General features: G+C 62.0%; 22 protein-coding genes. 10 read left to right on the top strand and 12 right to left on the bottom strand.

All coding sequences use genetic code 11. From position 1 onward, the window contains the following. Positions 1 to 15: 15 nt before the first annotated feature. The 5 genes from recR to RAS12_RS29355 all read left to right on the top strand — a co-directional run bounded on the left by recR (position 16) and on the right by RAS12_RS29355 (position 4,684). Entirely contained in the window at positions 16 to 624 is a 609-nt protein-coding gene (gene recR, locus RAS12_RS29335) for a recombination mediator RecR (RefSeq protein ID WP_306943995.1), read from the top strand. 148 nt (positions 625 to 772) lie between these two features. Beyond that, the gene (locus RAS12_RS29340) at positions 773 to 2,032 is read left to right on the top strand and encodes a CaiB/BaiF CoA transferase family protein (RefSeq protein ID WP_306943996.1); all 1,260 of its coding nucleotides are present in this window, start codon (positions 773 to 775) and stop codon (positions 2,030 to 2,032) included. Between the two features lie 11 nt (positions 2,033 to 2,043). Further along, on the top strand, positions 2,044 to 3,084 hold the full coding sequence (locus tag RAS12_RS29345) for an ABC transporter substrate-binding protein (protein WP_306943997.1): 1,041 nt from the start codon (positions 2,044 to 2,046) through the stop codon (positions 3,082 to 3,084). Beyond that, a complete protein-coding gene (locus RAS12_RS29350) occupies positions 3,077 to 3,886 on the top strand; it encodes an ABC transporter ATP-binding protein (RefSeq protein WP_306943998.1) in 810 nt (269 codons plus the stop codon). The genes RAS12_RS29345 and RAS12_RS29350 overlap by 8 nt, the downstream gene beginning before the upstream one ends. A gap of 3 nt (positions 3,887 to 3,889) precedes the next feature. Continuing rightward, the gene (locus RAS12_RS29355) at positions 3,890 to 4,684 is read left to right on the top strand and encodes an ABC transporter permease (protein WP_306943999.1); all 795 of its coding nucleotides are present in this window, start codon (positions 3,890 to 3,892) and stop codon (positions 4,682 to 4,684) included. Between the two features lie 42 nt (positions 4,685 to 4,726). Here RAS12_RS29355 and RAS12_RS29360 read toward each other — a convergent pair whose 3' ends face one another. The 4 genes from RAS12_RS29360 to RAS12_RS29375 are packed head-to-tail and all read right to left on the bottom strand — an operon-like array spanning position 4,727 to position 8,548. Then, the gene (locus RAS12_RS29360) at positions 4,727 to 5,302 is read right to left on the bottom strand and encodes a biliverdin-producing heme oxygenase (RefSeq protein ID WP_306944000.1); all 576 of its coding nucleotides are present in this window, start codon (positions 5,300 to 5,302) and stop codon (positions 4,727 to 4,729) included. Positions 5,303 to 5,317: 15 nt separating this feature from the next. Beyond that, a complete protein-coding gene (locus RAS12_RS29365; protein ID WP_306944001.1) occupies positions 5,318 to 5,965 on the bottom strand; it encodes a hypothetical protein in 648 nt (215 codons plus the stop codon). 11 nt (positions 5,966 to 5,976) lie between these two features. Then, positions 5,977 to 6,342, bottom strand: coding sequence for a response regulator (locus RAS12_RS29370; protein WP_306944002.1), 366 nt, complete (start codon positions 6,340 to 6,342; stop codon positions 5,977 to 5,979). A 16-nt stretch (positions 6,343 to 6,358) separates the two neighbouring features. Continuing rightward, the gene (locus RAS12_RS29375) at positions 6,359 to 8,548 is read right to left on the bottom strand and encodes an ATP-binding protein (protein ID WP_306944003.1); all 2,190 of its coding nucleotides are present in this window, start codon (positions 8,546 to 8,548) and stop codon (positions 6,359 to 6,361) included. A gap of 96 nt (positions 8,549 to 8,644) precedes the next feature. On the opposite strand from RAS12_RS29375, the gene RAS12_RS29380 reads away from it, so the two are divergent. After that, the gene (locus RAS12_RS29380) at positions 8,645 to 9,172 is read left to right on the top strand and encodes a carboxymuconolactone decarboxylase family protein (RefSeq protein ID WP_306944004.1); all 528 of its coding nucleotides are present in this window, start codon (positions 8,645 to 8,647) and stop codon (positions 9,170 to 9,172) included. 64 nt (positions 9,173 to 9,236) lie between these two features. Here RAS12_RS29380 and tal read toward each other — a convergent pair whose 3' ends face one another. After that, complete coding sequence (gene tal / locus RAS12_RS29385; protein WP_306944005.1) at positions 9,237 to 10,190, bottom strand: transaldolase; 954 nt, start codon at positions 10,188 to 10,190, stop codon at positions 9,237 to 9,239. 217 nt (positions 10,191 to 10,407) lie between these two features. Here tal and carA point away from each other — a divergent pair, with 217 nt between their 5' ends. The 3 genes from carA to RAS12_RS29400 all read left to right on the top strand — a co-directional run bounded on the left by carA (position 10,408) and on the right by RAS12_RS29400 (position 15,664). Continuing rightward, positions 10,408 to 11,562 carry a glutamine-hydrolyzing carbamoyl-phosphate synthase small subunit gene (gene carA / locus RAS12_RS29390; RefSeq protein ID WP_306944006.1) on the top strand — a complete coding sequence of 385 codons (1,155 nt, stop codon included), beginning with the start codon at positions 10,408 to 10,410 and terminating at the stop codon, positions 11,560 to 11,562. A 10-nt stretch (positions 11,563 to 11,572) separates the two neighbouring features. Then, positions 11,573 to 14,818, top strand: a complete 3,246-nt coding sequence (gene carB, locus RAS12_RS29395) for a carbamoyl-phosphate synthase large subunit (protein ID WP_306944007.1) — start codon at positions 11,573 to 11,575, stop codon at positions 14,816 to 14,818. An 81-nt stretch (positions 14,819 to 14,899) separates the two neighbouring features. Then, positions 14,900 to 15,664, top strand: a complete 765-nt coding sequence (locus RAS12_RS29400; RefSeq protein WP_306944008.1) for an SDR family oxidoreductase — start codon at positions 14,900 to 14,902, stop codon at positions 15,662 to 15,664. 20 nt (positions 15,665 to 15,684) lie between these two features. Here the strand turns inward: RAS12_RS29400 and RAS12_RS29405 are convergent, their stop codons facing one another. The 6 genes from RAS12_RS29405 to RAS12_RS29430 all read right to left on the bottom strand — a co-directional run bounded on the left by RAS12_RS29405 (position 15,685) and on the right by RAS12_RS29430 (position 22,077). Further along, positions 15,685 to 16,329 carry a histidine phosphatase family protein gene (locus RAS12_RS29405; RefSeq protein ID WP_306944009.1) on the bottom strand — a complete coding sequence of 215 codons (645 nt, stop codon included), beginning with the start codon at positions 16,327 to 16,329 and terminating at the stop codon, positions 15,685 to 15,687. Between the two features lie 23 nt (positions 16,330 to 16,352). Continuing rightward, the gene (locus RAS12_RS29410) at positions 16,353 to 17,261 is read right to left on the bottom strand and encodes a LysR family transcriptional regulator (protein WP_306944010.1); all 909 of its coding nucleotides are present in this window, start codon (positions 17,259 to 17,261) and stop codon (positions 16,353 to 16,355) included. 10 nt (positions 17,262 to 17,271) lie between these two features. Next, complete coding sequence (locus RAS12_RS29415; RefSeq protein ID WP_306944011.1) at positions 17,272 to 18,357, bottom strand: ABC transporter ATP-binding protein; 1,086 nt, start codon at positions 18,355 to 18,357, stop codon at positions 17,272 to 17,274. Further along, complete coding sequence (locus RAS12_RS29420) at positions 18,354 to 20,063, bottom strand: ABC transporter permease (protein WP_306944012.1); 1,710 nt, start codon at positions 20,061 to 20,063, stop codon at positions 18,354 to 18,356. The genes RAS12_RS29415 and RAS12_RS29420 overlap by 4 nt, the downstream gene beginning before the upstream one ends. Positions 20,064 to 20,198: 135 nt before the next feature. After that, complete coding sequence (locus tag RAS12_RS29425) at positions 20,199 to 21,524, bottom strand: ABC transporter substrate-binding protein (RefSeq protein ID WP_306944013.1); 1,326 nt, start codon at positions 21,522 to 21,524, stop codon at positions 20,199 to 20,201. A gap of 124 nt (positions 21,525 to 21,648) precedes the next feature. After that, positions 21,649 to 22,077 carry a FlxA-like family protein gene (locus tag RAS12_RS29430; protein WP_306944014.1) on the bottom strand — a complete coding sequence of 143 codons (429 nt, stop codon included), beginning with the start codon at positions 22,075 to 22,077 and terminating at the stop codon, positions 21,649 to 21,651. 139 nt (positions 22,078 to 22,216) lie between these two features. Here RAS12_RS29430 and RAS12_RS29435 point away from each other — a divergent pair, with 139 nt between their 5' ends. Then, positions 22,217 to 23,554, top strand: a complete 1,338-nt coding sequence (locus tag RAS12_RS29435; protein WP_306944015.1) for a solute carrier family 23 protein — start codon at positions 22,217 to 22,219, stop codon at positions 23,552 to 23,554. Positions 23,555 to 23,602: 48 nt separating this feature from the next. Here the strand turns inward: RAS12_RS29435 and RAS12_RS29440 are convergent, their stop codons facing one another. Next, positions 23,603 to 25,222, bottom strand: coding sequence for a methyl-accepting chemotaxis protein (locus tag RAS12_RS29440; protein WP_306944016.1), 1,620 nt, complete (start codon positions 25,220 to 25,222; stop codon positions 23,603 to 23,605). Positions 25,223 to 25,878 lie beyond the last annotated feature (656 nt).

Genomic DNA, 25,878 nt, shown 5'->3' on the forward strand with positions numbered 1-25,878 from the left:
TAGTCCCAGGCTGCAATGGACCCCTTACTTCCTGAACCCGAACCGCTGGTCTCGCTGATCGAGGCGCTTCGGCGTCTGCCCGGCGTGGGCATCCGATCAGCCCGGCGCATGGCCTACCACCTGTTGCAGCATGACCCGCAAGGCGCGGACATGCTGGGACAGGCGCTGGCGGGCGCGGTGCGGGACTTAAAGCATTGCGCCCGCTGCAATAGCTTTTCGGAAGACGAGGTCTGTGGCACCTGTGCGAATCCCAAGCGTGACCCGTCGCTGCTGTGCATCGTGGAAACACCGGCCGATCAGAACATGATCGAGTCCAGCCACGGCTATCGCGGCTTGTATTACGTGCTGATGGGGCGGGTGGCGCCGCTTGAAGGCATAGGCCCGCGTGAACTGGACTTTGATCGCGTCATCAAACGCGCGACCGATGGGCAGGTGCAGGAAGTCATCCTGGCCACCAATTTCACTGCGGAAGGCGAGACCACGGCCCATTTTCTGGGCGAAGCCCTGGGTGAGCGCGGCTTGCGCGTCACGCGCCTGGCGCGCGGCGTGCCTGCAGGCAGCGAACTGGAATATGTGGACGCGGGCACCATTGCGTGGGCACTGATGGAGCGCAAAGTCACCTGAGGCTCTCTCTGCATGACAATTGTGTTCGCGCTGCGCCTGCGCCCAGAGATTGCTGCCCCTTAGGGGCGCTTTTTCTTTGGGCGGCCTGATGCAAAAATAGCCGACCGGCAACGTACCGGAAAGGCAACACACACGAGGAAGACAAACCATGTCAGCGTTGACCGGACTGAAAGTCCTGGAACTCGGCACGCTTATCGCCGGGCCGTTTGCCGCACGCATCTTCGGCGAATTTGGTGCCGACGTCATCAAAGTGGAAACCCCGCACGGGCCGGATGGCACGGGGGGCGGCGACCCGATACGCAGTTGGCGCCATCTGCACGAGGGCAATTCGCTCTGGTGGACGGTACAGGCCCGCAACAAGCAATCCATCGCCCTCAATCTGAAAGACCCGCGCGCGCAGGAAATCGCCCGCAAGCTGGCGCTGGACGCCGATGTCGTGGTCGAGAACTACCGGCCCGGCGTGCTGGAAAAATGGGGGCTGGGTTTTGAACAACTGCGCGCGATCAATCCGGCGCTGATCATGGTGCGGCTGTCAGGCTACGGTCAGACTGGCCCCATGAAGGACCAGCCCGGCTTCGGCGCGATTGGCGAATCCATGGGCGGATTGCGCTACGTCTCGGGCCATCCCGACCGGCCGCCGCTGCGGGTCGGGATCTCGATCGGGGATTCGATCGCCGCGCTGCATGGCGTGATAGGCGCCATGATGGCGCTGCGCCACCGGGATGCCACCGGCGGCCGCTGGAACGGAAAAACGGGCGCTGAATCGCAAGCCGGGCAGGGCCAGATGGTGGACGTGGCGCTATACGAGGCCGTCTTCAACATGATGGAAAGCCTGGTGCCCGAATACGACGTAGCGGGTGTTGTGCGCGAACGCACGGGCGGCGCGCTTCCCGGCATTGTGCCGTCCAATACCTACACCACCCGCGATGGACAGAACATTGTCATTGCTGGAAACGGCGACGCGATTTTCCATCGCCTGATGCGGGCCATTGGCCGCGACGATTTGGCGGAAGACCCGGATCTGGTGCGCAACGACGGCCGCGCGCGCCGCGTGACCGAGATCGACGGCGCGATCCAGCAATGGTGCGACGGCCGTGGCATTGAGGCGGCGCTGGATACGCTCAAAAGCGCCGACGTGCCCGTGGGCAAAATATATAGCGTGGCCGATATGTTCAGCGATCCGCAGTTCCTGGCGCGCCGCATGATCGAGCAACACCACTTTGCCGACGGCAGTCCCGTCAAGCTGCCCGCCGTTGTTCCCAAGCTGTCGGAGACCCCTGGCCAGACGCGCTGGGTAGGCCCGAAATTAGGGGAACATACCGAGGAAGTCCTGAAATCGCTAGGGTATGATTCAGCGGCTATCGACGAGCTGGCAAAGACCGGCGCTATCGGCAAACCCGAAAATTAGGAGACAACCCTATGTCAGTCACCCGCCGTGAACTGCTCAAGATGGCCGGCGCCGCCGGCGTCATGAGCATGGCGCCCGCCATCGTGCGCGCCCAAAAACTTGAAAAAACCAAAGTTCAGATCGCAGTGGGCGGCAAGCCCCTGATCTATTACCTGCCCTTGACCATTGCAGAAGCCCGCGGCTACTTCAAGGACGAAGGGCTGGATGTCAGCATCGCCGACTTCGCCGGCGGCTCCAAGGCCTTGCAGGCGGTTGTGGGCGGCAGCGCCGACGTGGTGTCGGGCGCGTTTGAACACACGTTGTCCATGCAGTCCAAAGGCCAGGCCTATCGCGCCTTTGTGCTGCAGGGCCGCGCGCCGATGATCGGCGTGGGCGTGTCCAAGAAGAATATGCCCAACTACAAGGGGCCAGCTGACCTGAAAGGCAAGAAGATCGGCGTGACCGCGCCGGGCTCGTCCACCAACATGGTGGTCAGCTTCTTCCTGGCCAAACACGGCCTGAAGGCTTCTGACGTGTCCATCATTGGCGTGGGCGCGGGCGCAGGCGCGGTAACGGCATTGCGCAGCGGCCAGATCGACGCCATCTCCAATACCGACCCCGTGGTGTCGATGCTGGAATTGCCGGGCGACATCCAAATCATCATCGATACGCGCACGCTCAAGGATACCCAGGCGATCTTCGGCGGCAACATGCCCGCCGGCTGCCTGTATGCCCCGCAAGCCTTCATCGACGCCAACCCGAACACGACGCAGGCGCTGACGAATGCGCTGGTGCGCGCGGACAAGTGGATTCAAAAGGCTGGCGCCGACGAGATCGCCAAGGTCGTGCCTGAAACGTACTTGCTGGGCGACCCGGCCGTGTACAAGGCCGCGATCACCAAGAGCCTGGAAGGTCTGTCTCCAGACGGTCTGATTCCCGAAGACGGCGCTGCCACGGCCTTGAAGGCGCTGGCCGCTTATCAGGCTGACTTCGATGGCTCGAAGATCGACCCGTCCAAGGTCTGGACCAATGACTTTGCGCGCCGCGCCAACGAGAAGTATGCCAATGGCTGAAGCCGCACTGTCGCTGGAAAATATCAGTTGCACCTTTGTTTCGCGTGACGACCGTTCGCAGCGCTACACCGCCGTCAGCGACACGACTCTGGCCATCGCGCCAGGGGAGTTCGTGTCGGTGGTGGGCCCGACCGGTTGCGGCAAGTCCACGCTGCTCAACGTCAGCGCTGGCTTGCTGGCGCCGTCGACGGGCCAGGTGAAGGTGTTTGGACAGCCTTTGTCCGGCATCAATTCGCGCGCAGGCTATATGTTCCAGGGCGAGGCGCTCTTGCCCTGGCGCAGCGCGCTGGACAACGTGGTAGCCGGCCTGGATTTCGCCGGCGTGCCGCGTGAGCAAGGGCTGGAGCGCGGCCGCGAGTGGATGCGCCGCGTGGGTTTGGGCGGCTTTGAAGAACGCTATCCGCACCAGATGTCGGGCGGCATGCGCAAACGCGCCATGCTGGCTCAAACGCTGATCCGCGATCCAGACATCATCCTGATGGACGAACCGTTCTCGGCGCTGGATATCCAGACCCGCCAGCTGATGGAAAACGAAGTCCTGGAACTGTGGATGGCCAAGCGCAAGGCCGTGCTGTTCATTACGCACGATCTGGACGAAGCCATCGCGATGAGCGATCGCGTGGTGGTGTTGTCGGCGGGGCCCGGCACGCACCCGATCGGCGAATTCACCATCGACCTGCCGCGTCCGCGCGACGTGGCCGAGGTGCGCGCCCATCCGCGCTTTGTCGAGCTGCATTCGGCCATCTGGGCCGTGCTGCGCGAAGAAGTGCTTAAGGGCTATGCCCAACAGAAGCGAGCCTGACGTATGTCGAAGTCATTCAAAACCGGTTCCGCCAGTCTGCGCTTCTGGCAATTGCTCTTGCTTGTGATCATTCTGGGCGTGTGGCATTTTGCATCGCGCGATTCCAAAGTGGCGTTCTTTTTCGGTGAACCGCTGAAGGTCTGGGGCCGTATCTGGGCCTGGTTCGTCACCAATGCAGACATCTACACCCATTTATGGGTGACCTTGACGGAAACGGTACTGGCCTTTTTCATCGGCACGATTGCCGGCCTGGGCTTTGGCCTGTGGCTGGGCTTGTCGCCGCGCGCCAGCGCCATTCTTGATCCCTACATCAAGGCCGCCAACTCGATGCCGCGGGTGATTTTGGCGCCTATCTTCGGCATGTGGTTCGGTCTGGGAATCTGGTCCAAGGTGGCTCTGGCGGTGACGCTGGTGTTCTTCATCGTGTTCTTCAACGTCTACCAGGGCGTGCGTGAAGTCAGCCCAACCCTGCTGGACAATGCCCGCATGTTGGGTGCACGTCAGCGGCAACTGCTGCGCCACGTGTACCTGCCGTCGGCCACCAGCTGGGTGTTTTCCAGCCTGCATACGTCTGTGGGCCTGGCGTTTGTGGGCGCGGTGGTGGGCGAATACCTGGGGTCGGCAAGCGGCGTGGGTTACCTGATTCTTCAGGCAGAAGGCACGTTTGACGTGAATACCGTGTTCGCCGGCATCGTTGTGCTGACGGCGTTTGCGCTGGTGCTGGACTATATCGTCGGCATTGGCGAAAAGCGGCTGATGAAGTGGCAGCCTAAATCGGGCGAAACCGAGAAGCTCTAAGCGGAACAGTCCGCAACGCCACGGCGTTGCGGACAACGCGCATCAAGCGCGTATCGCCTGCTGGCTGCGCAGCCAGGCTGTCAAACTATCGAATGCATCTCGCGCGCCTTGCAAGGCTTGAGCCTCCTGGCCCTGCGCGCCATCTTCGCTATCCAGATATTGCAGAAAACCCTTCCACATCGGTCCAACCTGGTCCTCGTAGCCGCGCAGATAACGCAGGGGCAACGCGGGGGTGACATCAGCCAGATGCTTGGCCAGAAAGCGGCCGCCCAATTGCGATCCCTCGACCACATACGCGACGCCCAAGGCGTAGGCATCAGCGGCGTCAACGCGTGGCGCATCCGTGCACTGCGGCACCGGCGACGCATCGCCAGCTGAAGCCAGGTCGGCGCGAATCCAGGCGCTTTTGTCCGCGCGTGCGGGCGCTTGCAGGCTGTCGGGCCAGTCCAGTTGCCAAAGCCGTTGTTCCAGCGGTTCCAGCCAGCCCAGCAGTGCGCGCAGGTAATTCAGATAATCGCTGCGATCGACTTCGCTGCCAGCCAGCGCCAGTCCCTGGTCCAGTGTTTCGTGCCGCTCACGGGTGCCTTCGCGAAGCAACTGATGGACGGGGGAAATCATGTCGGCCTCTCGTTGTCAAAGGGGATGGGCAGGCGCGTGTAACGACCAGCATTGCGCTTGACGTTCAAGGCGCCAGCCTGATGCGGCCGCAAGCAATTCAACTTCTTGCAGATCGAAAACGTCAGCTTGCCCGGCGCCAGCGGACGCGGCCTGCCCTTCGGGAAAGCGGGCGCGCCATACTCCGGCTTGTGAAAAGTCCAATGTCAGCCCTGCGTCGGCGGGCAACTCGCGCAACAGGCAAAGCAGCCACGCCAAGAGCAGGTATCGCGAAGAAAACTGCGGCAATTGGACGGCCGCCACGTCTTCGGGCCAGATGATGCTGTGCCTGGACAACAACAGGTGCGAGAACATCAGCTTGCGGCAGTCGCGCAGCAAATCTTCTGTCGATGTGATGGCGCCGTTGTCTGCCAGCCATTGATCCAGCTCGCGCACGACGTTGACGCTGTCGTCCAGCATGCCAGTCAGATCGCCAGCCAAACGATGGCAACGCTGCTGCAAGGCTTCGGCGTTGGCGCCGTCCGGGGACTGGCGCAACATGGCGGCGGCCAGCGTGGCGTTGGACAGAGGTCCTACCACTTCGTGACGCAGAACCGGAAAGATCTGCGACAGCACCTTGAACTGGACGCCGCGTGCCGCCAGTGCGGTAAGAGGTAAGACGCTCATTCCATCCGCCATCAGTCAGCTTGACGCAGGATGGCGAGCAGGGCGTCCGGGTCGGCCGGTTTTTCTATCCAGCCATTGAAAACGCCGCCCGCGTCGTCGCGGCGGTCGTGACGCGCCAGCCCGCTCAACGCATAAATGCGAGGGGGGGCCGGGCGCGCGCGCAGCAGGTTCGCCAGTTGATAGCCATCCATGTCGGGCAGCAGAATATCTACCAGCACGGCTTCAGGGAAAAAACTGTCGGCAAGCTGCAAAGCTTCTTTGCCAGTGGCGGCGCAACGTGTCTCTACGCCGGATAGCGCCAGAAACTCGGCCAGAAGCTCTGAGCCAATTTCATTGTCGTCAACCAGCAGGACGCGAATCGAACGCGCATCGTTCAAATGAAGTCTCCAGAATTCAAGGGTGCAGGGTGTCGCGCAAGTCGCGCGGCAACGTCACCGTAAAACAGACCAGGCCATCGTGGCAATCCACGGCGATATCGCCTTCATGGTCGCGAACGACTTGATCAGCAATATACAGGCCCAGCCCCAGGCCATTGCGGTTGCGTGATTGGCCCAATGATTCGGGTTTGAAAGGCGAGAACAGATGCGCAAGCAAATCATCTGCAATGGGCTCGCCATGATTGATCACGCGCAGTTCAATATTGCTGCCTATCCTTCGCGCCTGCACCAGAATAGGCTGGCGCGGCGCGCCGTGCTGGCGCGCGTTGCTCATCAGATTGGTGAGCACCTGCGCTATGCGGTCAGTATCGGCCATCAGGTTCAGGCCTGGCTCGATATCAGGTTCGATGCGCAAGCCGGGGTAGGCTTGGCGCTTTTCGTCGATCAGGCTGTTCACCAGAACAGATAAATCACACGGCCGCTTTTCTATACCCAGGCCCATGCCGCCTTGCAAGCGAGACAAATCCAGCACTTGGGATATCAGGCGCTGCATCCGGCCGCTTGAATAGCGGATGCGTTCGCCCATGCGCGCGCCGGAGTCGGTCTTGGACAATAGGGTGGCGGCCATGGAAATGGATTGCAGAGGGTCGCGCAAATCATGACCCAGCATGGCCAGCAAGGCGGTGCGCGCCCGGTCCACATCCGCAGTGCGGCTGGTGGCGATGTGGGAAAGCTCGTCTCGCAGGTTGTCGGCGGCTTCAAGTTCAGCGGGCAGCCACGGCATGCTCGTATTGCGCACCACTTCCCGCCAGGCCTCAAACGAACCGCGCGGTGTCAGGCGCGGCCCCAGGCTGCCGACCGCATATTGCTTTTCAGGCTTGCCGCCCCACACCAGCGTTTCGATCTGCTCTTTGCGCAGCCAGATCAGCCACCCGTTGTTCATGGGATCGAACTTGCAGGCAAGCAGCCCCGCGTAGGGCACCAGATCCGTTTGCAGATCGGGGTAGTCGCGGGCGATGTTATCGGTATGCACCAGCCGCTGGCCGCTTTGATCCAGCGCGCACAAAATGCCCGCGAGCTCGCCGCGCGGAGCAATACCGCCAAACACCGTCACGCTGTTGCCCCACAAACAAAGCGTGGCATCGCCCGGGATCAGGGACCCAGGGGTTTGCGGGCCGCAGGACAAAGCGTGCGGAACGTTCTCCGAGGCAGACACCCGTTCGGCCAACTGGCTTACCAGCGCCGCATTGCGGCGTGCGTCTTCGGCGCGCGCATTGCCTTCGATATTCGCGATGGCCGCGGACAGCACCTGCGCAAGCGCTTCGCAAGCCAGGCGTGCGGGGTAGGGAATAGGGTGGGGCGAATGGTGATGGCAGGCAATCATGCCCCACAGTTGGCCGCCGATCACCAGCGACAGGCTCATTGATGCCTGCACGCCCATGTTCGCCATGTACTCCAAATGCACGGGGGACACGCTGCGCAAAGACGAAAAGCTCATGTCCAGCGGGCGCGGGCTGGTAGACGGCGCGCCGAGCACTCGGATCGGCTGGTAGCCGGCGTCCGCAATCTGGCGCAGGGTGTTGACGGTGTACAGACGCCGGGCCTGCGCAGGGATGTCGCCCGCGGGATAACGGCGTCCGACCCAATCTTCCAGCGTATCGTGGCGTTGTTCGGCCACGATCTCGCCGCTGTCGTCGGGATGAAAGCGGTAGGCCATTACCCGGTCAAAACCGGTTGCGCGCCGCACTTCACGCAGGGCGCTGTCGAGCAAGCTCTTTGTGTCGGGCTGGCGGCGCACGCGTTCTATGCTGCGATAGATAAGGGCAGGGTCGGCGACGGAATTGTCTTCGGTACGGCGTTCCAGCTCGATGATCGTCAAGCCGTCCCCATTTCTGTGGCCGATGACGTCGTACGTGGTGGCGCCCAGGGTGATCGTCAGCGGGTCGAAAATGGGGTCCGCGTTCCTCAGCCAGGTTTCCAGATAGTGCGCCAATGCTTGCGGCAGCGCGCCCGGGGCGCACGCTAGTCCCAGCGTCAGCTGCGATCCCAGAAGCTGGGCCGCATTTTCGCTGGCAAATCGCAAAATGCCATCCGCATCGAATGCCAGCAACGCGCCCAACGGCTGAATGGCGCCCGGTATGTGTATCGGTTCGCTATCGCAATTGGCGAGTGTGACGGGCGGATGGGATTGGGTGGGCGCATTCATTCGAGGTAGGTACCGGGACGCGCAATGTCCTGTCATTATGTCAAAGATATTGTACGAATGTATGTATTTGCAGCCCGTCACCCATATGGAGTTTTCATGGCTCGTCTACCCTACGCCGATCTGACTCATCCTGATGCACGGCCCCTCGTCGATCGCATCGTCGCCGAGCGCGGCAGTGTTCTGCACCTGTATCAGATGCTGCTCCATAGCCCCCCGGTGGCCGCAGGCTGGCTGAACTATCTGACGTCAATCCGCCAGCTCAGCACATTGCCCGGTGATTTGCGCGAACTGGTGATCATGCGTGTGGCCGCGATCAATGGCGCCCCTTACGAGGCCGATCAGCATGCGCCAATCGCCCTGAAAGAAGGCGTGTCCCAAGCACAGCTGGACGCGCTGGACGCTTGGGAAACCTCTGCATTGTTCGATGAACGTGAAAAGGCCGTGCTGGCCTACACGGACGCGATGACGCGCCATGTCCAAGTGCCAGATGCCGTGTTCCATGCGGCCCGGGCGGCATTGGGCTCTGAAAAGCTGATCGTCGAATTGACGGCGACGGTGGCCGCCTACAACATGGTGTCGCGCTTTCTGGAAGCGTTGCAGGTGCATTCGCACGACCATCGCTGACAGAAAAAGAAACGCGCGCGTGTCGGTTCAGGTAACGGCGCGCGTTTCTGGGGCAACGTGGTGATCAGCCGCGCTGCGCTTCGATCAGCGCATCCAGCTTGACTGCGTCCGCCACAAACAGGCGGATGCCTTCGGACAGTTTTTCGCTGGCCATCGCGTCTTCGTTAAGCAAGGTGCGGAAGCTGATTTCGTCGGCCCCAATGCGGGTCAGCGGGGCGCCGGTGTCGTCCGCGCGCAATTGCGCGGGCGCATCGCCGGGCGTGCTGACCAGCTTGTTCAGCAGGTCGGGGCTGATCGTCAGCAGGTCGCAGCCGGACAAGGCCAGGATCTGGCCCACGTTGCGGAAGCTGGCGCCCATGATTTCGGTCGGAATGCCGCACTGCTTGTAGTAGCGATAGATGCGGGTCACGGAAAGTACGCCCGGGTCCTGGGCTCCCGCATTGTCGGCTTCAACCCATGATGCGCCGGCGCTCTTCTTGTGCCAGTCGTAGATGCGGCCCACAAACGGCGAAATCAGCTGGACTTTGGCGTCGGCGCAGGCCACGGCCTGGGGCAGCGAGAACAACAGCGTCAGGTTGCAGTGCACGCCTTCCGCCTGCAAGACGCGGGCGGCCTGGATGCCTTCCCAGGTGGCTGCAATCTTGATCAGCACGCGCTCGCGCGGCACCCCTGCGGCTTCGTACAGCGCGATCAGCCCGCGAGCCCGCTCGATGGTGCCCTGGGTATCAAACGACAGGCGGGCATCGACTTCGGTCGACACGCGGCCCGGCACAATATTCAGAATGGCGCGCCCGAAAGCCACCAGCAGGCGGTCGACCAGTTCTGGCGTTGATGCGCCGCGATGGTCTTGGGCAGTCTTTTCCAGCAGCGGGCGGTAGGCGTCCTGCTGCACGGCCTTCAAGATAAGGGACGGATTGGTGGTGGCGTCGGTGGGACGCAACGCCTTCATCGCTTCGAAATCCCCCGTGTCGGCGACAACGGTGGTGTGATTGCGCAGGGCGTCAAGTTGGCTGGACATGGACGTTACGGCTCGCAGCTGGCTAGGGTTGAAGGTGTCCTAGCGTATCACTGCCGCCGCAGGGTCAAGATCGGCCACATGCGGGAGGGTTCGCGGCAGGGGTAAAAACAGGCTTAACCACCCGTTTCGGCCTTATTTGGCGCGGATCGCCAGGAAAGTCGCCCGGCCAAGGTATAATCCGAAGGTTTGATTATCGATTCTAAAACCGGGGTTTACTGTGCTGCCGCAACTTTTTCCCGAGGGGATCAACCGCTTCCCTCCTGCAATTCTGGCTCTGGCGGACGGTACCATTTTTCGAGGCGTGTCGATCGGTGCGTCTGGGCATACCGTTGCCGAAGTAGTGTTCAACACTGCTATGACCGGGTACCAGGAAATTCTCACCGATCCCAGCTATAGCGGCCAGATCGTCACGCTGACCTATCCGCACATTGGCAACACCGGCGTCAACGCCGAAGACGTGGAAGCCAATCGCGTCTATGCCGCCGGATTGGTGGTCCGTGACTGTCCCGCCCGCGTGTCGAACTTCCGTTCCACGCAGTCCCTGCCCGACTATCTGGCCGCGCAGGGCATCGTCGCCATTTCTGGCATCGACACCCGCAAGCTCACGCGCATCCTGCGTGAAAAAGGCGCCCAGGGCGGCTGCATCTTCGTCGGCACCGACGCAGAGCGCGCTGTTGAACTGGCTCGCGGCTTTGCCGGCATGGCCGGCCAGGATCTGGCGAAGGTGGTATCCGTCACGTCCAGCAGCGAATGGACCGAAGGCACTTGGCAATTGGGCGAAGGCTTCTCCAAGCCCGACCAGTCCAAGTTCCACGTCGTGGCCTACGACTTCGGCATCAAGACCAACATCTTGCGCCTGCTGGCTGACCGTGGCTGCCGCCTGACTTTGGTGCCCGCGCAAACCAGCGCCGAAGACGTCTTGAAGCTCAATCCTGACGGCGTGTTCCTGTCCAACGGCCCCGGCGACCCCGAGCCCTGCGACTACGCCATCACCGCCACCCGCACGTTCCTGGACAAGAAGCTGCCGGTATTCGGCATCTGCCTGGGTCACCAGATCATGGGCCTGGCCGTGGGCGGCAAGACGCTCAAGATGAAGACGGGCCACCACGGCGCGAACCACCCCGTGCAGGACCTCCAGTCCAAGCGCGTGTTCATCACGAGCCAGAACCATGGCTTCGCGGTCGACGCTGCCAGCCTGCCGGCCAATGCGCGCGTGACGCACGTGTCGCTGTTCGACGGCACCTTGCAGGGCTTCGAGCTCACCGACCGCCCGGCCTTCTGCTTCCAGGGTCACCCCGAAGCCAGCCCGGGTCCGCACGACATCCTTGAACTGTTCGACAAGTTCATCGCCCTGATGTCCGGCCAAAAGTAAAGATTGCATCATGCCTAAGCGTACAGACCTAAAAAGCATACTCATCATTGGCGCCGGCCCCATCATCATCGGGCAGGCTTGCGAATTCGACTATTCCGGCGCACAGGCGTGCAAGGCGCTCAAGGCCGAGGGTTACCGCACCATTCTGGTGAACAGCAACCCCGCCACGATCATGACGGACCCGGAAACGGCTGACGTCACGTACATCGAGCCCATCACCTGGCAAGCCGTTGAAAAGATCATCGAGCGTGAAAAGCCCGATGCGCTGCTGCCGACCATGGGCGGCCAGACCGCGCTGAATTGCGCTCTGGATCTGGCTCACCACGGCGTGCTGAAAAAGCACAACGTGGAACTGATCGGCGCCAACGAACACGCCATCGAAAAGGCCGAAGACCGCCAGAAGTTCAAGCAGGCCATGACCGACATCGGCCTGGAATCGGCCAAGTCGGGCGTTGCTCACAGCATGGACGAAGCCTGGGAAGTGCAGCGCCGCATTGCGGTTGAAGTCGGCACCTCGGGTTTCCCGGCCGTTATCCGCCCCAGCTTCACGATGGGCGGTTCGGGCGGCGGTATTGCCTACAACGCCGAAGAATTCGAAACGATCTGCCGCCGTGGCCTGGAAGCCTCGCCCACCAGCGAACTCTTGATTGAAGAGTCGCTCCTGGGCTGGAAGGAATTCGAGATGGAAGTGGTCCGCGACAAGGCGGATAACTGCATCATCGTGTGCTCGATCGAAAACCTGGACCCGATGGGCGTGCACACCGGTGACTCGATCACCGTGGCGCCGGCTCAAACGCTGACCGACAAGGAATACCAGATCATGCGTAATGCATCGATCGCGGTATTGCGCGAGATCGGCGTGGACACGGGCGGCTCGAACGTGCAGTTCGCGGTCAACCCGCGCGACGGCCGCATGATCGTCATCGAGATGAACCCGCGCGTGTCGCGTTCGTCGGCCCTGGCCTCCAAGGCCACCGGCTTTCCCATCGCCAAGGTCGCTGCGCGCCTGGCCGTGGGTTACACGCTGGACGAGCTCAAGAACGAAATCACCGGCGGCGCTACGCCTGCCTCGTTCGAACCGTCGATTGACTACGTCGTCACCAAGGTGCCGCGTTTCGCATTCGAGAAATTCCCCACCGCCGACGCGCGCCTGACCACCCAGATGAAGTCCGTGGGTGAAGTTATGGCCATCGGCCGTACCTTCCAGGAATCGTTCCAGAAGGCGCTGCGTGGTCTGGAAGTCGGCGTCGACGGCCTGAACCAAAAAACCACCGACCGCGAAAAGCTGCAAGTCGAACTGGGCGAGCCCGGTCCGGAACGCATCTGGTATGTGGGCGACGCCTTTGCGCAAGGTTTCACGCTGGACGAAGTGCACAACATTACGCACATCGACCCGTGGTTCCTGTCGCAGATCAAGGAAATCGTCGACATCGAACTGGCGCTGGAACAAAAGACGCTGGCCGACCTGGACTACGCGACCCTGTGGGAACTGAAGCGCCGCGGTTTCTCTGACCGCCGCCTGGCTTTCCTGCTGGACTCGGCCGAATCCGAAGTCCGCAAGCTGCGTCACCAGCTGAATGTGCGCCCGGTCTACAAGCGCGTGGACACCTGCGCCGCTGAATTCGCCACCCGCACCGCCTACATGTACTCCACGTACGAGGAAGAGTGCGAAGCCGCGCCCACCGATCGCAAGAAGATCGTGGTGCTGGGCGGTGGTCCGAACCGTATCGGCCAAGGCATCGAATTCGACTACTGCTGCGTGCATGCCGCGCTGGCGCTGCGCGAAGACGGGTACGAGACCATCATGGTCAACTGCAACCCGGAAACCGTGTCCACCGACTACGACACGTCGGACCGCCTGTACTTCGAACCGCTGACCTTGGAAGACGTGCTTGAAATCGTCCACAAGGAAAATCCGGTTGGCATGATCGTCCAGTACGGCGGCCAAACCCCGTTGAAGCTGGCGCGTGCTCTGGAAGCCAACGGCGTGCCCATCATCGGCACCAGCCCGGAATCCATCGACGTCGCTGAAGACCGCGAGCGTTTCCAGAAGCTGTTGAACAAGCTTGGCCTGCGCCAGCCGCCCAACCGCACTGCGCGCACGGAAGGCGAGGCCCTGGCCCACGCCACCGAAATCGGCTATCCGCTGGTGGTTCGCCCCAGCTACGTGCTGGGCGGCCGCGCCATGGAAATCGTCCACGAGCAACAAGACCTCGAGCGCTACATGCGCGAGGCCGTGAAGGTCAGCAATGACTCGCCCGTGCTGCTGGACCGCTTCCTGAACAACGCGACCGAAGTGGACGTGGACTGCCTGGCCGATGGCGAAACCGTCTTCATCGGCGGCGTCATGGAACACATCGAACAGGCCGGCGTGCACTCGGGCGATTCGGCTTGCAGCCTGCCGCCGTACTCGCTGTCGGCGGAAGTCATCGCCGAGATCAAGCGCCAGACGACGATGATGGCCAAGGCCCTGAACGTCAGCGGCCTGATGAACGTGCAGTTCGCGATCCAGGGCGGTGACGTCTACGTGCTGGAAGTGAACCCGCGCGCATCGCGTACGGTGCCCTACGTGTCGAAGGCCACCGGCCTGCAACTGGCCAAGATCGCCGCGCGCGCCATGGCCGGCCAGACGCTGGCGTCCCAAGGCATCACGAAGGAAGTCGTGCCGCCTTACTTCTCGGTCAAGGAAGCCGTGTTCCCGTTCGTGAAGTTCCCGGGCGTAGACACCATTCTGGGCCCGGAAATGAAGTCGACCGGTGAAGTGATGGGCGTGGGCATGAGCTTCGGCGAAGCCTTCGTGAAGTCGCAACTGGCTGCAGGCGTGCGTCTGCCGGATTCCGGCACGGTGTTCATCAGCGTGAAGAATCAGGACAAACCCCTCGCCGTGGAAGTGGCGCGTGGTCTGGACGCTCTGGGCTTCAAGCTGGTTGCCACGCGTGGCACGGCTGCCGAGATCCAAGCTGCCGGCATCCCGGTGCAAGTGGTGAACAAGGTCACTGAAGGCCGTCCGCACATCGTCGACATGGTGAAGAACGGCGAAATCGCGCTGGTCATCAACACCGTCGAAGAGCGTCGCAACGCCATCGTTGATTCGCGCACCATCCGCACCCAGTCGCTGGCTGCACGCGTGACTTTCTTCACGACCATCGCTGGCGCCCGCGCCGCGGTTGAAGGCATGCAGTATCTGCGCCAAGGCCTGGGCTTGCAGGTCTACTCGCTGCAAGAGCTTCACGCCTCCCTGCAAGGGCAGGCGTAAGTCAACATCAGGGCACGCGAGAGCGTGCCCTGATGCTTTGCAACGTATCTTTATCCGTCCGTCCGGGCGGTCAGGCTATCCATGAACCGAGTCTTCATCACCGGCGCCAGCAGTGGCCTGGGCCGCGCTCTGGCGCAGCAATATGCCGCAACGGGCGCCACGCTGGGCCTGTTGGGCCGGCGCGAAGACGCGCTGCGCGAATTGGCGGAAAGCTTGCCCGGCCAGCACCGCTGCTATGCCGTGGATGTGCGCGATCGCGCAGCCCTGCATGCTGCCGCGCAGGACTTTATTGCGTTTTGCCAGGGCAGGGTAGATGTGGTCATCGCCAGCGCAGGGATCAGCGCGGGCACCTTGACTGACCATGGCGAAGACTACGACGTCTTCAAAGCCATTGTGGACACCAATCTGCTGGCCACTGTTGCCACCTTTGAACCGTTTGTCGGCGCCATGCGCACGGCAGGTTCAGGCCGTCTGGTGGGGATTGCCAGCGTAGCCGGTGTGCGCGGTTTGCCTGGGGCGGGCGCCTACAGCGCATCCAAATCCGCGGTGGTGACGTACTGCGAAAGCCTGCGGCTGGAGCTGGCGGGCGAGGGCATCCGTGTCGTGACGATTGCACCCGGCTACATCAAGACTGCCATGACGGCGCACAACCCGTACTCGATGCCGTTCCTGATGGAAGCAGACGCTTTCGCGGCGCGCGCGTATGCGGCAATTGAACGCGGCGCGTCCTACACGGTGATTCCGTGGCAGATGGGCGTGGTGGCCAAATTAATGCGCCTGCTGCCCAACGCCGTCTACGACCGGCTTGCGCGCAATGCACCGCGCAAGCCGCGTAAAGCCGGCTAGTTTTCTAAACCGGCCTGCCGTTACGGCACTACGTCGTCGCCCACTTCGTCGGCCACGTGGCCCACGTCGCCCCAGTCCAGCACCTGCCACTTGCGGCCTTCCACGCCGACGCGATTGATACTGACATTGAGCAGCGCGGCATCGCGCGGCGCGTTCAGCGGCACGCCAGAGGCATGGCGCCAGATGATGTCCAGCACGCCCCCGTGTGTGAACAGCAGGATGCGTTCGCCGTCATGGCGGCTGGCGATATCGTCCACCGTGGAAATCACGCGGGACTGAAACTGCCCCAGCGTTTCGCCGCCATCCAGCGGCCTGAGCGGATCGCGGCTTTTCCAGGCTGCGGCGGCTTCGGGCGCAAGCTCGTCGATACGTTCATGGTCCAGCCCTTCCAGCACGCCAAAACCGCGTTCGCGGATGCCGGGTTCCACGCGCACTCGCAGGCCAAGCTGTTCGGAAACGGGCACGGCCGTGGCGTGGGCACGTTGCAGATCGCTGCTGTAAATGGCGTCGATCGGCGTGTGGCGGGCTTCTTCGCGCAGGCGTGCGGCCAGCAGGCTGGCCTGGTTGATGCCGAATTCGTTCAGGGGAATGTCTTGCCAGCCTTGCAGGCGCCGCTGGCGGTTCCAGTCGGTTTCGCCGTGGCGGATGAACCAGATTTCAGTCATACAGTTGTGATGCGCAATAAGGCTTAGAGCTGGGCCGGCGCGATTGCGGTGCGCGGCTTCCAGATGATTTGAATGATCGAGCTTAACGCGACCAACGTTGGCTCGCTAGCGCGCTCATAAGGCAGGATGAAGCCTAACATGGCGTCGACGCGCGCCTGGCCCCAGACGATGAAGTCGTTTCTGGCTGCGCCAGCCAAAGCCGTTTCTTCACGTAGCAGCGCGCAGCCCGCGCCAGCGCGCACCAGTGCATCCAGATTGGCTTGGTCGTCGTTTTGCATGACAACGCGCGGCGACAGGCCGTGGCGTTCGAACATGTCGCGCAAGAGCAGGTGGGTATGGCTGCCAGATGGTCCGTCCAGCCACGGCAATTGCGCCACTTCGCGCCACCCGCCGCGCTTGAGGACGGCGGCGTGTTCCTTGGGCATGGCGATGCGATAGCGCACGCTGCGCAAGGGTTGCCACAGCACCCCGCGCGGCGGGTTGGCAGCAAGGGTCAGGGCTGCCGGCAAGCGGCCGGTGCTGACCAGTTCCGCCAAGGTGGCAGCGGGCAGCGTCTGGGTTTTCAGTTCCACCAGTGGCAGCCGCTGTGTGACAGCAGACGCCAGTTCGCCCAGGCGCAGAAAATCGGGTTTTTCACTGGGTACGCCCAATTCAACGACGCCGTGCAGGCTGCCTTGCAACTGCTGGGCCTCGGATTTGAACTGCGCGCCCAGCACCAGCAGCGATTCGGCGGTCGGCAAAAGCACCTCGCCCGCCTTGGCCAAGGCCAGCCGCCCTCCGCTACGTTCGAACAGCGCTACGCCCAGGCTTTGCTCCAACGCCTTGATCTGGGCAGTGACGGCAGGCTGCGTCAGCGACAGCGCTTCAGCCGCCTTGGTCAGATTGCCCAGCCGGGCAACCGTGACGAAGGCGCGGATCTGATAGATTTCCATGGTCGCAAGTTTAGGCCGCGAGCAGCCGCACTTGAGTCGGTTCCAGTCCGATGGATACCGGCGCGCCAGCCGGAAATGGCGACAAGCCGGCCAAATGGGATTGGTCGGCCGTCAGGCGCTGTTCACCGACCAGCACCTGGTAGCGCGTGAACTCACCCAGGAACTCGCTGCTTTCCACAATGCCCGGCAGCCACACATAGCGCGCATCGCCCAAGCCATCGGCCATCTCGATCTGCACGGTATGCGGCCGGAAGCTGGCCGCCAGCCGGGCCGCCGCCGGCGCTTCGGTGGTCAGGGGCAGGTGCAGGTCGCCCACGCCTTCCACCGCCAGCACCACGCTGCCGCTGGTGCGCTCGCGCACATTGCCTTCCAGCACATTCATCGTGCCGACGAAGTTGGCGACAAAGCGGTTTAACGGGTAGTCGAACAAGGTGGTGGGCGCGCCGATCTGTTGCACCACGCCATGGTCCAGCACGGCCATGCGGTCGGCAGTGGTCATGGCCTCTTCCTGGTCGTGGGTGACGAAAATGGTGGTGATGCCCAGCCGCCGTTGCAGACTGAGCAGGTCCTGGCGCATTTGCACGCGCAGCTTCTTGTCCAGGTTCGACAGCGGTTCGTCCAGCAGCAGCACCTGCGGCTCAATGACGATCGTGCGGGCCAGCGCCACGCGCTGCTGCTGACCGCCCGACAACTGATTGGGGCGGCGTTTGCCGTATTGGGACAAACCTACAAGCTCCAGCGCCGCTTCGACCTTGTCGCGAATTTCTTGTTTGGGCAGCTTGCGTTCGACCAGTCCGAACGCCACGTTGTCCCACACCGTCATGTGCGGCCATAGCGCATAGTTCTGAAACACCATGCCGATGTTGCGGTCCCAGGGCGGGGTGCCGCTGATGTCCTTGCCATCCACCAGCAACTGTCCGGCGCTATGGCGATTGAACCCGGCGATCAGGCGCAACAAGGTGGACTTGCCGGAGCCCGAAGGCCCCAGCAGGGCGAAGAATTCACCAGGTTCGATGCTGATGTTCACATCCTTCAGCACCTCTGTCTTGCCATAAGACAGCCGGATATTGCGGCATTCCACACTGACCTTTTTCATGCTGTCTCCTCATTGCGTGCCGGACGCTGGCGCACTTGGGCGCGCTCTACCAGCAGGTGCGATACATACGTGCCGATGGCCACGGCGGCCACCGCCAGCACGCCCAGCGCGGCGCCGGGGCCCCGGCCGGCCGCGCTTTGCATATACAGATAGATGCCATAGCTCATGGGCGCCTGGCTGTCTTTCGTGACCAGCATGATGGTGGCCGACAACTCCACGGCCGCCGTCACGAAACTGGTGACAAACCCGGCCAGCATGCCGCCCGCCATCAGTGGCACCACCACGCGGCGTATCGTGCTCATGCGGGTGGCGCCCAGCGATTGCGCGGCCTCTTCCAGTGATACGTTGATCTGCTGCAAAGACGCCACGCAAGAACGCAAGGCGTAGGGCAGCCGCCGCACCGAATACGCGATCATGATGATGATCCAAGACGAGGTCAGCAGCGTGCCCGTGCCCGGCAGTTCGATGCCGCGAAAGGTGCGCAGAAAGCCAATGGCCAGCACGATCCCGGGGATAGCCAACGCCGCCGACGCCATGAAATCCAGCCACTGGCGAGCGGGCAGGCGAGTGCGCAGCATCAGGTAGGCGATGGCGGTACCCAGAATCACGTCCACCCCGGCCGCCAGACCGCAGTAGAGCAATGTGTTGGCGATCATGCCCTGCGACTCGGAAAACACCGCGGAATAATGCGCAAGCGTATAGCCGTCGGGCAAGGGCGCAAAACTCCAGACGCTGGCAAGCGACAGCAGCAGCACCCCCATGTGCGGCGACAGCACCAGCAGCAGAACCAGGATGATCCAGCCGTAAGCCAGCACGCTTTCCATCGGCCGCAGTTTGCGCTTCTGGATGGAGTTGCCGCCTTTTTGCAGCGTGGAGTAATCGCGGCCCTTGAGCACGCGGGCCGACAGCCAGAGCGCCAGGATAGAAAACGCGATCATGATCACGCTGATGACATATCCCAACGGATCTTCCAGGCCCACTTGCGTGATGCGCAGGTAGGCTTGCGGCGCCAGCATGTTGGTCGTGCCCAGCACCAGGGGCGTGCCCAGATCATCAAAGACCTTCACGAACACCAACGATGTTCCCGCCACATAACCCGGCAACGCCAGCGGGAAAATCACGCGGCGAAACAGCCGGAAGCCGCGGGAACCCAAGTTGAAGGCCGCTTCTTCCATAGCGCCATCGATATTGCGCAGGGCGACAACCAGGTTCATCAGAATGAACGGGAAGTAATGCAGCGACTCAACAAAAATGACGCCGTTCAGCCCTTCCATGAAAGGAATCGTGAAGCCGAACCAATCGTTCAGAATCAGGTTGACGCTACCCGAGCGGCCAAAGATCAGCTGCATCGCGACTGCGCCAACAAACGGCGGCATGATCAGCGGCAGCACGCCCAGCGTCTGGATCAGCAGCGCACCGCGAAAATCAAAGCGCACCGTGAAATACGCCAGCGGCACGGCGATCAAAGAAGCCAGCAATGCAGACCAGCCCGCAACATACAGGCTGTTGAAGAAGGCTTCCTTCATCAGTGGCTGATTGAAGAACGCGCCAAAGTGCCCGATCGTGAAACTGCCGTCGGCATTCACGAAGGCGCTATAGAACACCGTGCCCACAGGCACGGCCAGAAAAAGCAGTAGAAAGCCGAATACCAGCAGCGCCGTCAATACGGGGCCGGCGGGCAGGCGTGAATGGCCCGAAGAATTCATCGAGTTTCCCAAAATCGTTGCCAGGGGATAACCGCAGCAACGGGGTGGCGGACGCCGCCGCTCCGTTGCTGCGCGAATCGAGCGCGGCCGCAAACGCAGCCACAAACGCAGCCACAAACGCAGCCGCGTTGCGCCTTACAGCGCCGCCGCCTGTTTAGCCAGCTTTACAGCTTCTTCGTAGTTCGCCTTGGCGCGGCCGTTCCACTCGCCTTCCAGCTGAGTGATCTGCTGATTGACTGCGGCATCCTTCTTATTGCCGGCAAAGATCGCCAGGAAGGCCGGGTCAGCAGCCTTCTTGCCATCGACCAGCGGCGCCCAGGTCAGCTTGCGCGCCTGGTCCAGCAATTCGGCGGGCTTGCCGCTCTTGGCCTTTTCACCCAGCTTGGCCTCGGCGTCGTAGATGGCCTTGGTGGCGGCTTGCAGTTCCTTCAGGCGAAACGTCACCGTCTGGTCGTACAGCGATTGCACAACGTAGTAACGGCTCTGCGACAGGTCGGCGTTGAATTGCACCTTGCTGCGCTTTGCGATTTCAGCCGGATCGGGATAGCCCGGCGGAATCTTGCCGGCCAGCGCCGTGTAGGGCAGCACGGGCAGACGCGATATTTTCGGTTCCAGCAGTAACTCCTGGCCGGCCTGGCTCAGCGTGAAAGCAATGAACTTCTTGCCTTCCTCGGTATTTTTCGCGCCCTCGATCAACGCAATGTTCGCCGGCACGATAGCGGTTTCAGAGGGGTAGACGAATTCCACCGGAAACTTGGAATACTTGCTGGACAGACCAAAGAAGTCGATGACCGGGCCCGCGCCAAACTGGCCATTGTTCACGCCGTCCGGTACGCCGAACGAGCGCTCTGTCACGGCGCTGCTGTTGCCCGACATGCGCAGCAGAGTGCGCCAGCCGTCATCCCAGCCTTCGCCTTGCAGAATGGTCTCTACCGTCAGGTGCATGGTGCCCGAACGGGAAGGCGACGTGATGCCCACGTGGCCGAACCATTGCGGTGCGAGCAAATCCTTCCACTCCACCGGGGCGGGTATCTTGTGCGCTGCGATATAGCGGGTGTTGTAGACAATGCCATACCCGGCCAATGCTTGGCCCAGGTACATGCCGCCCGGGTCATTGATGGGGTAATTGCCGATTTTGTCCGGCACGTCCTTGTTTGCTACATCGGATGACTTGGCCAGCAGCTTGTCGCGGCCCAGCACTTCAAAGGCGTCCGGCGCGCTGGCCCAGAACACTTCAGGCCGCTGGCCGGCGGGCGTCTCGCGCACATAGGCAATGCCAGAGACCGTGTTCTTGTTCAGGACTTCCAGCGTGATGCCCGGGTTGGCTTTTTCGAAGGCGGTCTTGTAGGCCTGGGTCAGGTCCTTGGGGAACGACGTAATCACCGTGACGGTGCCGGCAAGAGCCGGGGCCGCGCAAACGGCCAGCAACGCCCCTGCAAGGGCTGTGCGCATTGCATACATGGTTTGTCTCCGTAGTTTTAGATTTGTTCGGAGACAGTAAGGGCTGATCTGCTATGCGTCCAATCAGAAATTTTGATGCGCATCATCAGTGCGGGCGTCGTGAGCCGACGCCCGGTTGGGCGCTTTACGCCGTGGCGGACACGGTGCCGCCGCCTTGTGCGGCGGCCTTGGCCTGCTGGGCCATGACTTGGGCGATCTGCCCTTGAATCTGCATGGCCTGGGCATTGAGCGCCTTCAATTGCTGCGCCTTGATTTCAGGCGGCATTCCGCTGGCTTGGAGCTTGGCAATCTGGTCCATGACGCGCTTCAACTGCTTCTGCAACTCTTTGATCAGGCGGGTGAATTCGTCTTCGTTGTCTGTGCTTTCCGCCGCCTGGGCGCCACCGACTTTCATACTGCCCGCGTTGTTGACCCGGATTTTTCCGTCGGCAGTTACCGTGGTGGAGCTTTCGTTGGTCGCCGCCTTGGCTTCCTTGTTTGCCTGGATTCTTTCTGCCCACAAATCGGCAAGGCTGCCAATCCGGGACGTGCCGCTGATGGAATTGATGGCCATGATTGCTCCTGCTTCCTTGGTGGGCTTTCGGGTTTTCTCTAATACGGCAAGTTTGACTGGAAACTTAAACGTTGCCGCCCGTTCGCGGCCCCATTTACACTGGCGCCCGCTCATACCCAATACCTTCCCCGGGGAATCCATGTCCAATTCCTATTTTCCGCGCTGGCGCCTGGCGGATGACGCCGAGCCCGGCGTCATCATTGCGCCCGATGAACGGCTGTCCTGGCCCAAGAACGTCGCCATGGGCGCCCAACACGTGGTGGCGATGTTCGGTTCGACCGTGCTGGCCCCTTTGCTGATGGGCTTTGACCCCAACGTCGCCATCTTGATGTCGGGTATCGGCACCCTGATTTTCTTTCTGTTCGTCGGCGGCCGGGTGCCCAGTTATCTGGGGTCCAGCTTTGCCTTTATCGGCGGGGTAATTGCGGTCACCGGTTATGCAGGCGGCGGCGCCAACGCCAATATCGGCGTGGCGCTTGGGGCCATCATCGCCTGCGGCCTTGCGTATACGCTGATCGGCGTCATTGTCTGGATCGTCAATGCGCGTGCCGGCGGCGGCGCCAATTGGATCGATGCGCTGATGCCGCCTGTGGTGACGGGCGCGGTCGTGGCCGTGATCGGCCTGAATCTGGCGCCGATTGCCGCTAAAGGCGCGATGGGCTCGTCGGTTTTTGACAGCGTCATGGCGCTGGTCACGATCGTCTGCGTTGGCGGTATCGCGGTCTATACCAAGGGCATGGTGCAGCGCCTGCTGATCCTGGTCGGACTGATTCTGGCTTGCGTGGTGTACGCCATTCTTGCCAATGGCATGGGTCTGGGCAAGCCCATCGACTTCTCCGGCGTGGCCGCAGCCGCCTGGATCGGCCTGCCGCATTTTGCGGCGCCGGTCTTCAAGGCCGAGGCCATGGGGTTGATTGTGCCGGTCGCCATTATTCTGGTGGCCGAGAACCTGGGCCACGTGAAAGCCGTCAGCGCCATGACCGGCCAGGATCTGGACCGCTATTTGGGCCGCGCCTTTGTTGGCGACGGCGTGGCCACCATGGTCTCGGGCGCCGTGGGCGGCACGGGCGTCACCACCTATGCCGAGAACATCGGGGTGATGGCGGTTACGCGTATCTATTCGACGCTGGTGTTTGTCGTGGCCGCGCTGATCGCCATTGTGCTGGGTTTCTCGCCCAAGTTCGGCGCGCTGATCCAGACCATCCCTGGCCCTGTGCTGGGCGGTATGTCAGTCGTGGTGTTCGGGCTGATCGCCATCGCCGGCGCCCGGATCTGGGTGGTCAACCAAGTGGACTTCAGCGACAACCGCAACCTGATAGTGGCTGCGGTCACGCTGGTGTTGGGGGCGGGCGATTTCACCATCAAGCTGGGTGACTTCATGTTGGGCGGCATTGGTACCGCCACCTTCGGCGCCATCATCCTGTACGCGATCTTGCGCCGCCGCAAGCCCGCAACGGGTCCGGTATCCGGTCACTAATGTGATCAGGCGCGCGGGCGTGCAAGCCCGCGCGCAGCGGCCCGTGCATCAGGTGCGGGACAAACGGGTTGCCGGTTTGGCTCGTGATAGCTGGGCTGGCACGGCCTCAATCACCTGTCCCGACTGCGTTTTGAACACGGCGGTGGCCTCTGACAGGCGCCGCGCCTGTTCCTCCATCGCGGAGGCTGCGGCCGATGCCTCTTCGACCAGCGCAGCGTTCTGCTGGGTCACTTCATCCATCTGTGAGACTGCCAGGCTGACCTGGTCAATGCCGCTGGCCTGCTGGGTCGATGCGGCCGAGATTTCGCCCATGATGTCCGTCACACGCTGCACGGACGCCACGATCTCCTGCATGGTCTGGCCAGCGGCAGATACTTGCGCCGAGCCGGCCTTGACCGTGTCCACCGAGGCCTCGATCAGCGTCTTGATCTCTTTGGCGGCCTGGGCGGCGCGTTGCGCGAGCGACCGGACTTCCCCGGCCACCACGGCAAAACCCTTGCCCTGTTCTCCGGCGCGCGCGGCTTCCACGGCGGCGTTCAGCGCCAGGATGTTGGTCTGAAAGGCGATGCCATCAATCACCGACACAATGTCCGCGATACGGCGGGAACTGTCCGAGATGCCTTGCATCGTGGTCACGACCTGGCCGACGTTGTGGCCGCCGCGTTGCGCGACCTCCATGCTGACGGCGGCCAGCTGATTCGCCTGGGCAGCATTCTCGGCATTTTGTTTAACGGTGGCGGCCAGTTCCTCCATGGTCGCTGCCGTTTCTTCCAGCGCCGCCGCCTGCTCCTCGGTGCGGGTAGACAGGTCGGCGTTGCCCGCCGCGATCTCGGCCGCGCCCAGGTTGATTTCCTCGACGCCGTTGCGCACAGTGGAAATGGTTCGGGTCAGCCCCTCCTGCATACGCTTTAGCGACGCAAACAGGGTGCCGATTTCATTATTGCTGCGAGTTTCGATCCGGTTGGTCAGGTCTCCGGCGGCAATGCGGTCAAAATGCCTGCCCGCTTCCTGCAAGGGCAGCAACACGCCGCGGCGGATGAAGGTCCAGCACAACACCGTCAACAGCAGGGCGACAGTCAGCAGCGAGATCGACGAAATGCGTGCCGTCGAATACGTGCTTTGCGCAGCGGCCAGCACGCTGTCGCTGCGTTCTTGGACGCGCGCCAGAAATGCCTGCATGTCCCGGACGTACGTCGCATCCATGATGCGCGCGCGCCCCGCATCTTGCTGGTATTTCGCCAGCGAGCGTTCTTTGACGGCGGTGGCAAGCGTGTCCAGCAGCGCGGTGTATTCAGTGAAACGGGTTTGCAGCGTGTTCGCCAATGCCTGGCCGCGCTCGCTTTTGGGTACGGTCATGTAATAGGCGAAGCGTTCGCGGGCCAGTTTCAGCTGGCTGGCGGCTTCTTGCTCCGCCGCCGATGCCTGGTCCGGAGCGCCTGACTGGACGGCGGCAATGCCAGCGTCCAGCGCCAGACGGGTTCGGAGCAGGGCGGCGCTGGACTCGTGCAGCGGGTCAACCTGTTGAACCGCGACCGTATTCAAATCTTCAAACTCGGTCACGCTGACTGCCGCGTTTTGCCAGCTTAATCCGCAGGCAAAGGCCAGAGCGATCACAAAGCAGGCAAGCACCAATAACATGCCCGTACGAATTTTTATTCTTTCCAGCATGAGAGCTCCTCGTTTTTGAAGGCGATCCATCGCGGAAAAACCGGGATTGCCGGTTATGGCGCAATAGAGGGACGAGCGTCGTGCCGGATGACCGCGATGCGCCCGTCTGACTTGCTTACACGCACAATCAATCGATATCGCGGCAATCGGTCTTGCAATTGCCGCGATGCCCGCACCTGAGTCAAAGAGAAGCGCCGGTTACAGCTGGTTTGTATGTAATTGTTATTAATGCTGCCGTTTGTTTGTTATACCGTTCTTATTGATTTCTTCCAGGCGTTTTTTTTGTAAAACCATCATTTGGAATTCAAAACTACCCACTAGTATCTTTTATGCAACGACCTTGATTGGCGGTGCGCGTGCTGGCCCATGCACCGCAGGCCGCAACTAGTCGCGTGTTGAGATTTATTAAAGAAATCGCAGGTTTTAGCGGGTTACAGCAGCGAAATGCGCCGAAAAGCACGTTTTCTCCGGTGGCTTGCAATTCCCGTGGACTTTGACCACAATATGACCTTGATTGCCCCGGTTCCGACCCGAGCCGGGGTTTTGTTTTGGTCGTCCGCGCCGCTCGTCCTGCTTTTGCAGTCAAGACGGTATGCGCGCGCTTGGTGTACGACCTTCACCGAGAACGCTCCATCGGGAGCGTTTTTCTACTTTTG

Origin of the sequence: Achromobacter seleniivolatilans, assembly GCF_030864005.1 — a bacterium.
Lineage (GTDB): Bacteria > Pseudomonadota > Gammaproteobacteria > Burkholderiales > Burkholderiaceae_B > Achromobacter > Achromobacter seleniivolatilans.

Excerpts from the sequence above, each read along its gene's own strand:
- RAS12_RS29420 (WP_306944012.1), bottom strand. The coding sequence starts at position 20,063 with ATGAATTCTTCGGGCCATTCACGCCTGCCCGCCGGCCCCGTATTGACG.
- RAS12_RS29440 (WP_306944016.1), bottom strand. The coding sequence starts at position 25,222 with ATGCTGGAAAGAATAAAAATTCGTACGGGCATGTTATTGGTGCTTGCC.
- RAS12_RS29405 (WP_306944009.1), bottom strand. The coding sequence starts at position 16,329 with ATGACTGAAATCTGGTTCATCCGCCACGGCGAAACCGACTGGAACCGC.
- RAS12_RS29350 (WP_306943998.1), top strand. The coding sequence starts at position 3,077 with ATGGCTGAAGCCGCACTGTCGCTGGAAAATATCAGTTGCACCTTTGTT.
- RAS12_RS29360 (WP_306944000.1), bottom strand. The coding sequence starts at position 5,302 with ATGATTTCCCCCGTCCATCAGTTGCTTCGCGAAGGCACCCGTGAGCGG.
- RAS12_RS29410 (WP_306944010.1), bottom strand. The coding sequence starts at position 17,261 with ATGGAAATCTATCAGATCCGCGCCTTCGTCACGGTTGCCCGGCTGGGC.
- tal (WP_306944005.1), bottom strand. The coding sequence starts at position 10,190 with ATGTCCAGCCAACTTGACGCCCTGCGCAATCACACCACCGTTGTCGCC.
- RAS12_RS29375 (WP_306944003.1), bottom strand. The coding sequence starts at position 8,548 with ATGAATGCGCCCACCCAATCCCATCCGCCCGTCACACTCGCCAATTGC.
- RAS12_RS29430 (WP_306944014.1), bottom strand. The coding sequence starts at position 22,077 with ATGGCCATCAATTCCATCAGCGGCACGTCCCGGATTGGCAGCCTTGCC.
- RAS12_RS29425 (WP_306944013.1), bottom strand. The coding sequence starts at position 21,524 with ATGTATGCAATGCGCACAGCCCTTGCAGGGGCGTTGCTGGCCGTTTGC.
- RAS12_RS29355 (WP_306943999.1), top strand. The coding sequence starts at position 3,890 with ATGTCGAAGTCATTCAAAACCGGTTCCGCCAGTCTGCGCTTCTGGCAA.
- RAS12_RS29415 (WP_306944011.1), bottom strand. The coding sequence starts at position 18,357 with ATGAAAAAGGTCAGTGTGGAATGCCGCAATATCCGGCTGTCTTATGGC.
- RAS12_RS29340 (WP_306943996.1), top strand. The coding sequence starts at position 773 with ATGTCAGCGTTGACCGGACTGAAAGTCCTGGAACTCGGCACGCTTATC.
- RAS12_RS29365 (WP_306944001.1), bottom strand. The coding sequence starts at position 5,965 with ATGAGCGTCTTACCTCTTACCGCACTGGCGGCACGCGGCGTCCAGTTC.
- recR (WP_306943995.1), top strand. The coding sequence starts at position 16 with ATGGACCCCTTACTTCCTGAACCCGAACCGCTGGTCTCGCTGATCGAG.
- RAS12_RS29380 (WP_306944004.1), top strand. The coding sequence starts at position 8,645 with ATGGCTCGTCTACCCTACGCCGATCTGACTCATCCTGATGCACGGCCC.
- RAS12_RS29435 (WP_306944015.1), top strand. The coding sequence starts at position 22,217 with ATGTCCAATTCCTATTTTCCGCGCTGGCGCCTGGCGGATGACGCCGAG.
- carB (WP_306944007.1), top strand. The coding sequence starts at position 11,573 with ATGCCTAAGCGTACAGACCTAAAAAGCATACTCATCATTGGCGCCGGC.
- RAS12_RS29345 (WP_306943997.1), top strand. The coding sequence starts at position 2,044 with ATGTCAGTCACCCGCCGTGAACTGCTCAAGATGGCCGGCGCCGCCGGC.
- RAS12_RS29400 (WP_306944008.1), top strand. The coding sequence starts at position 14,900 with ATGAACCGAGTCTTCATCACCGGCGCCAGCAGTGGCCTGGGCCGCGCT.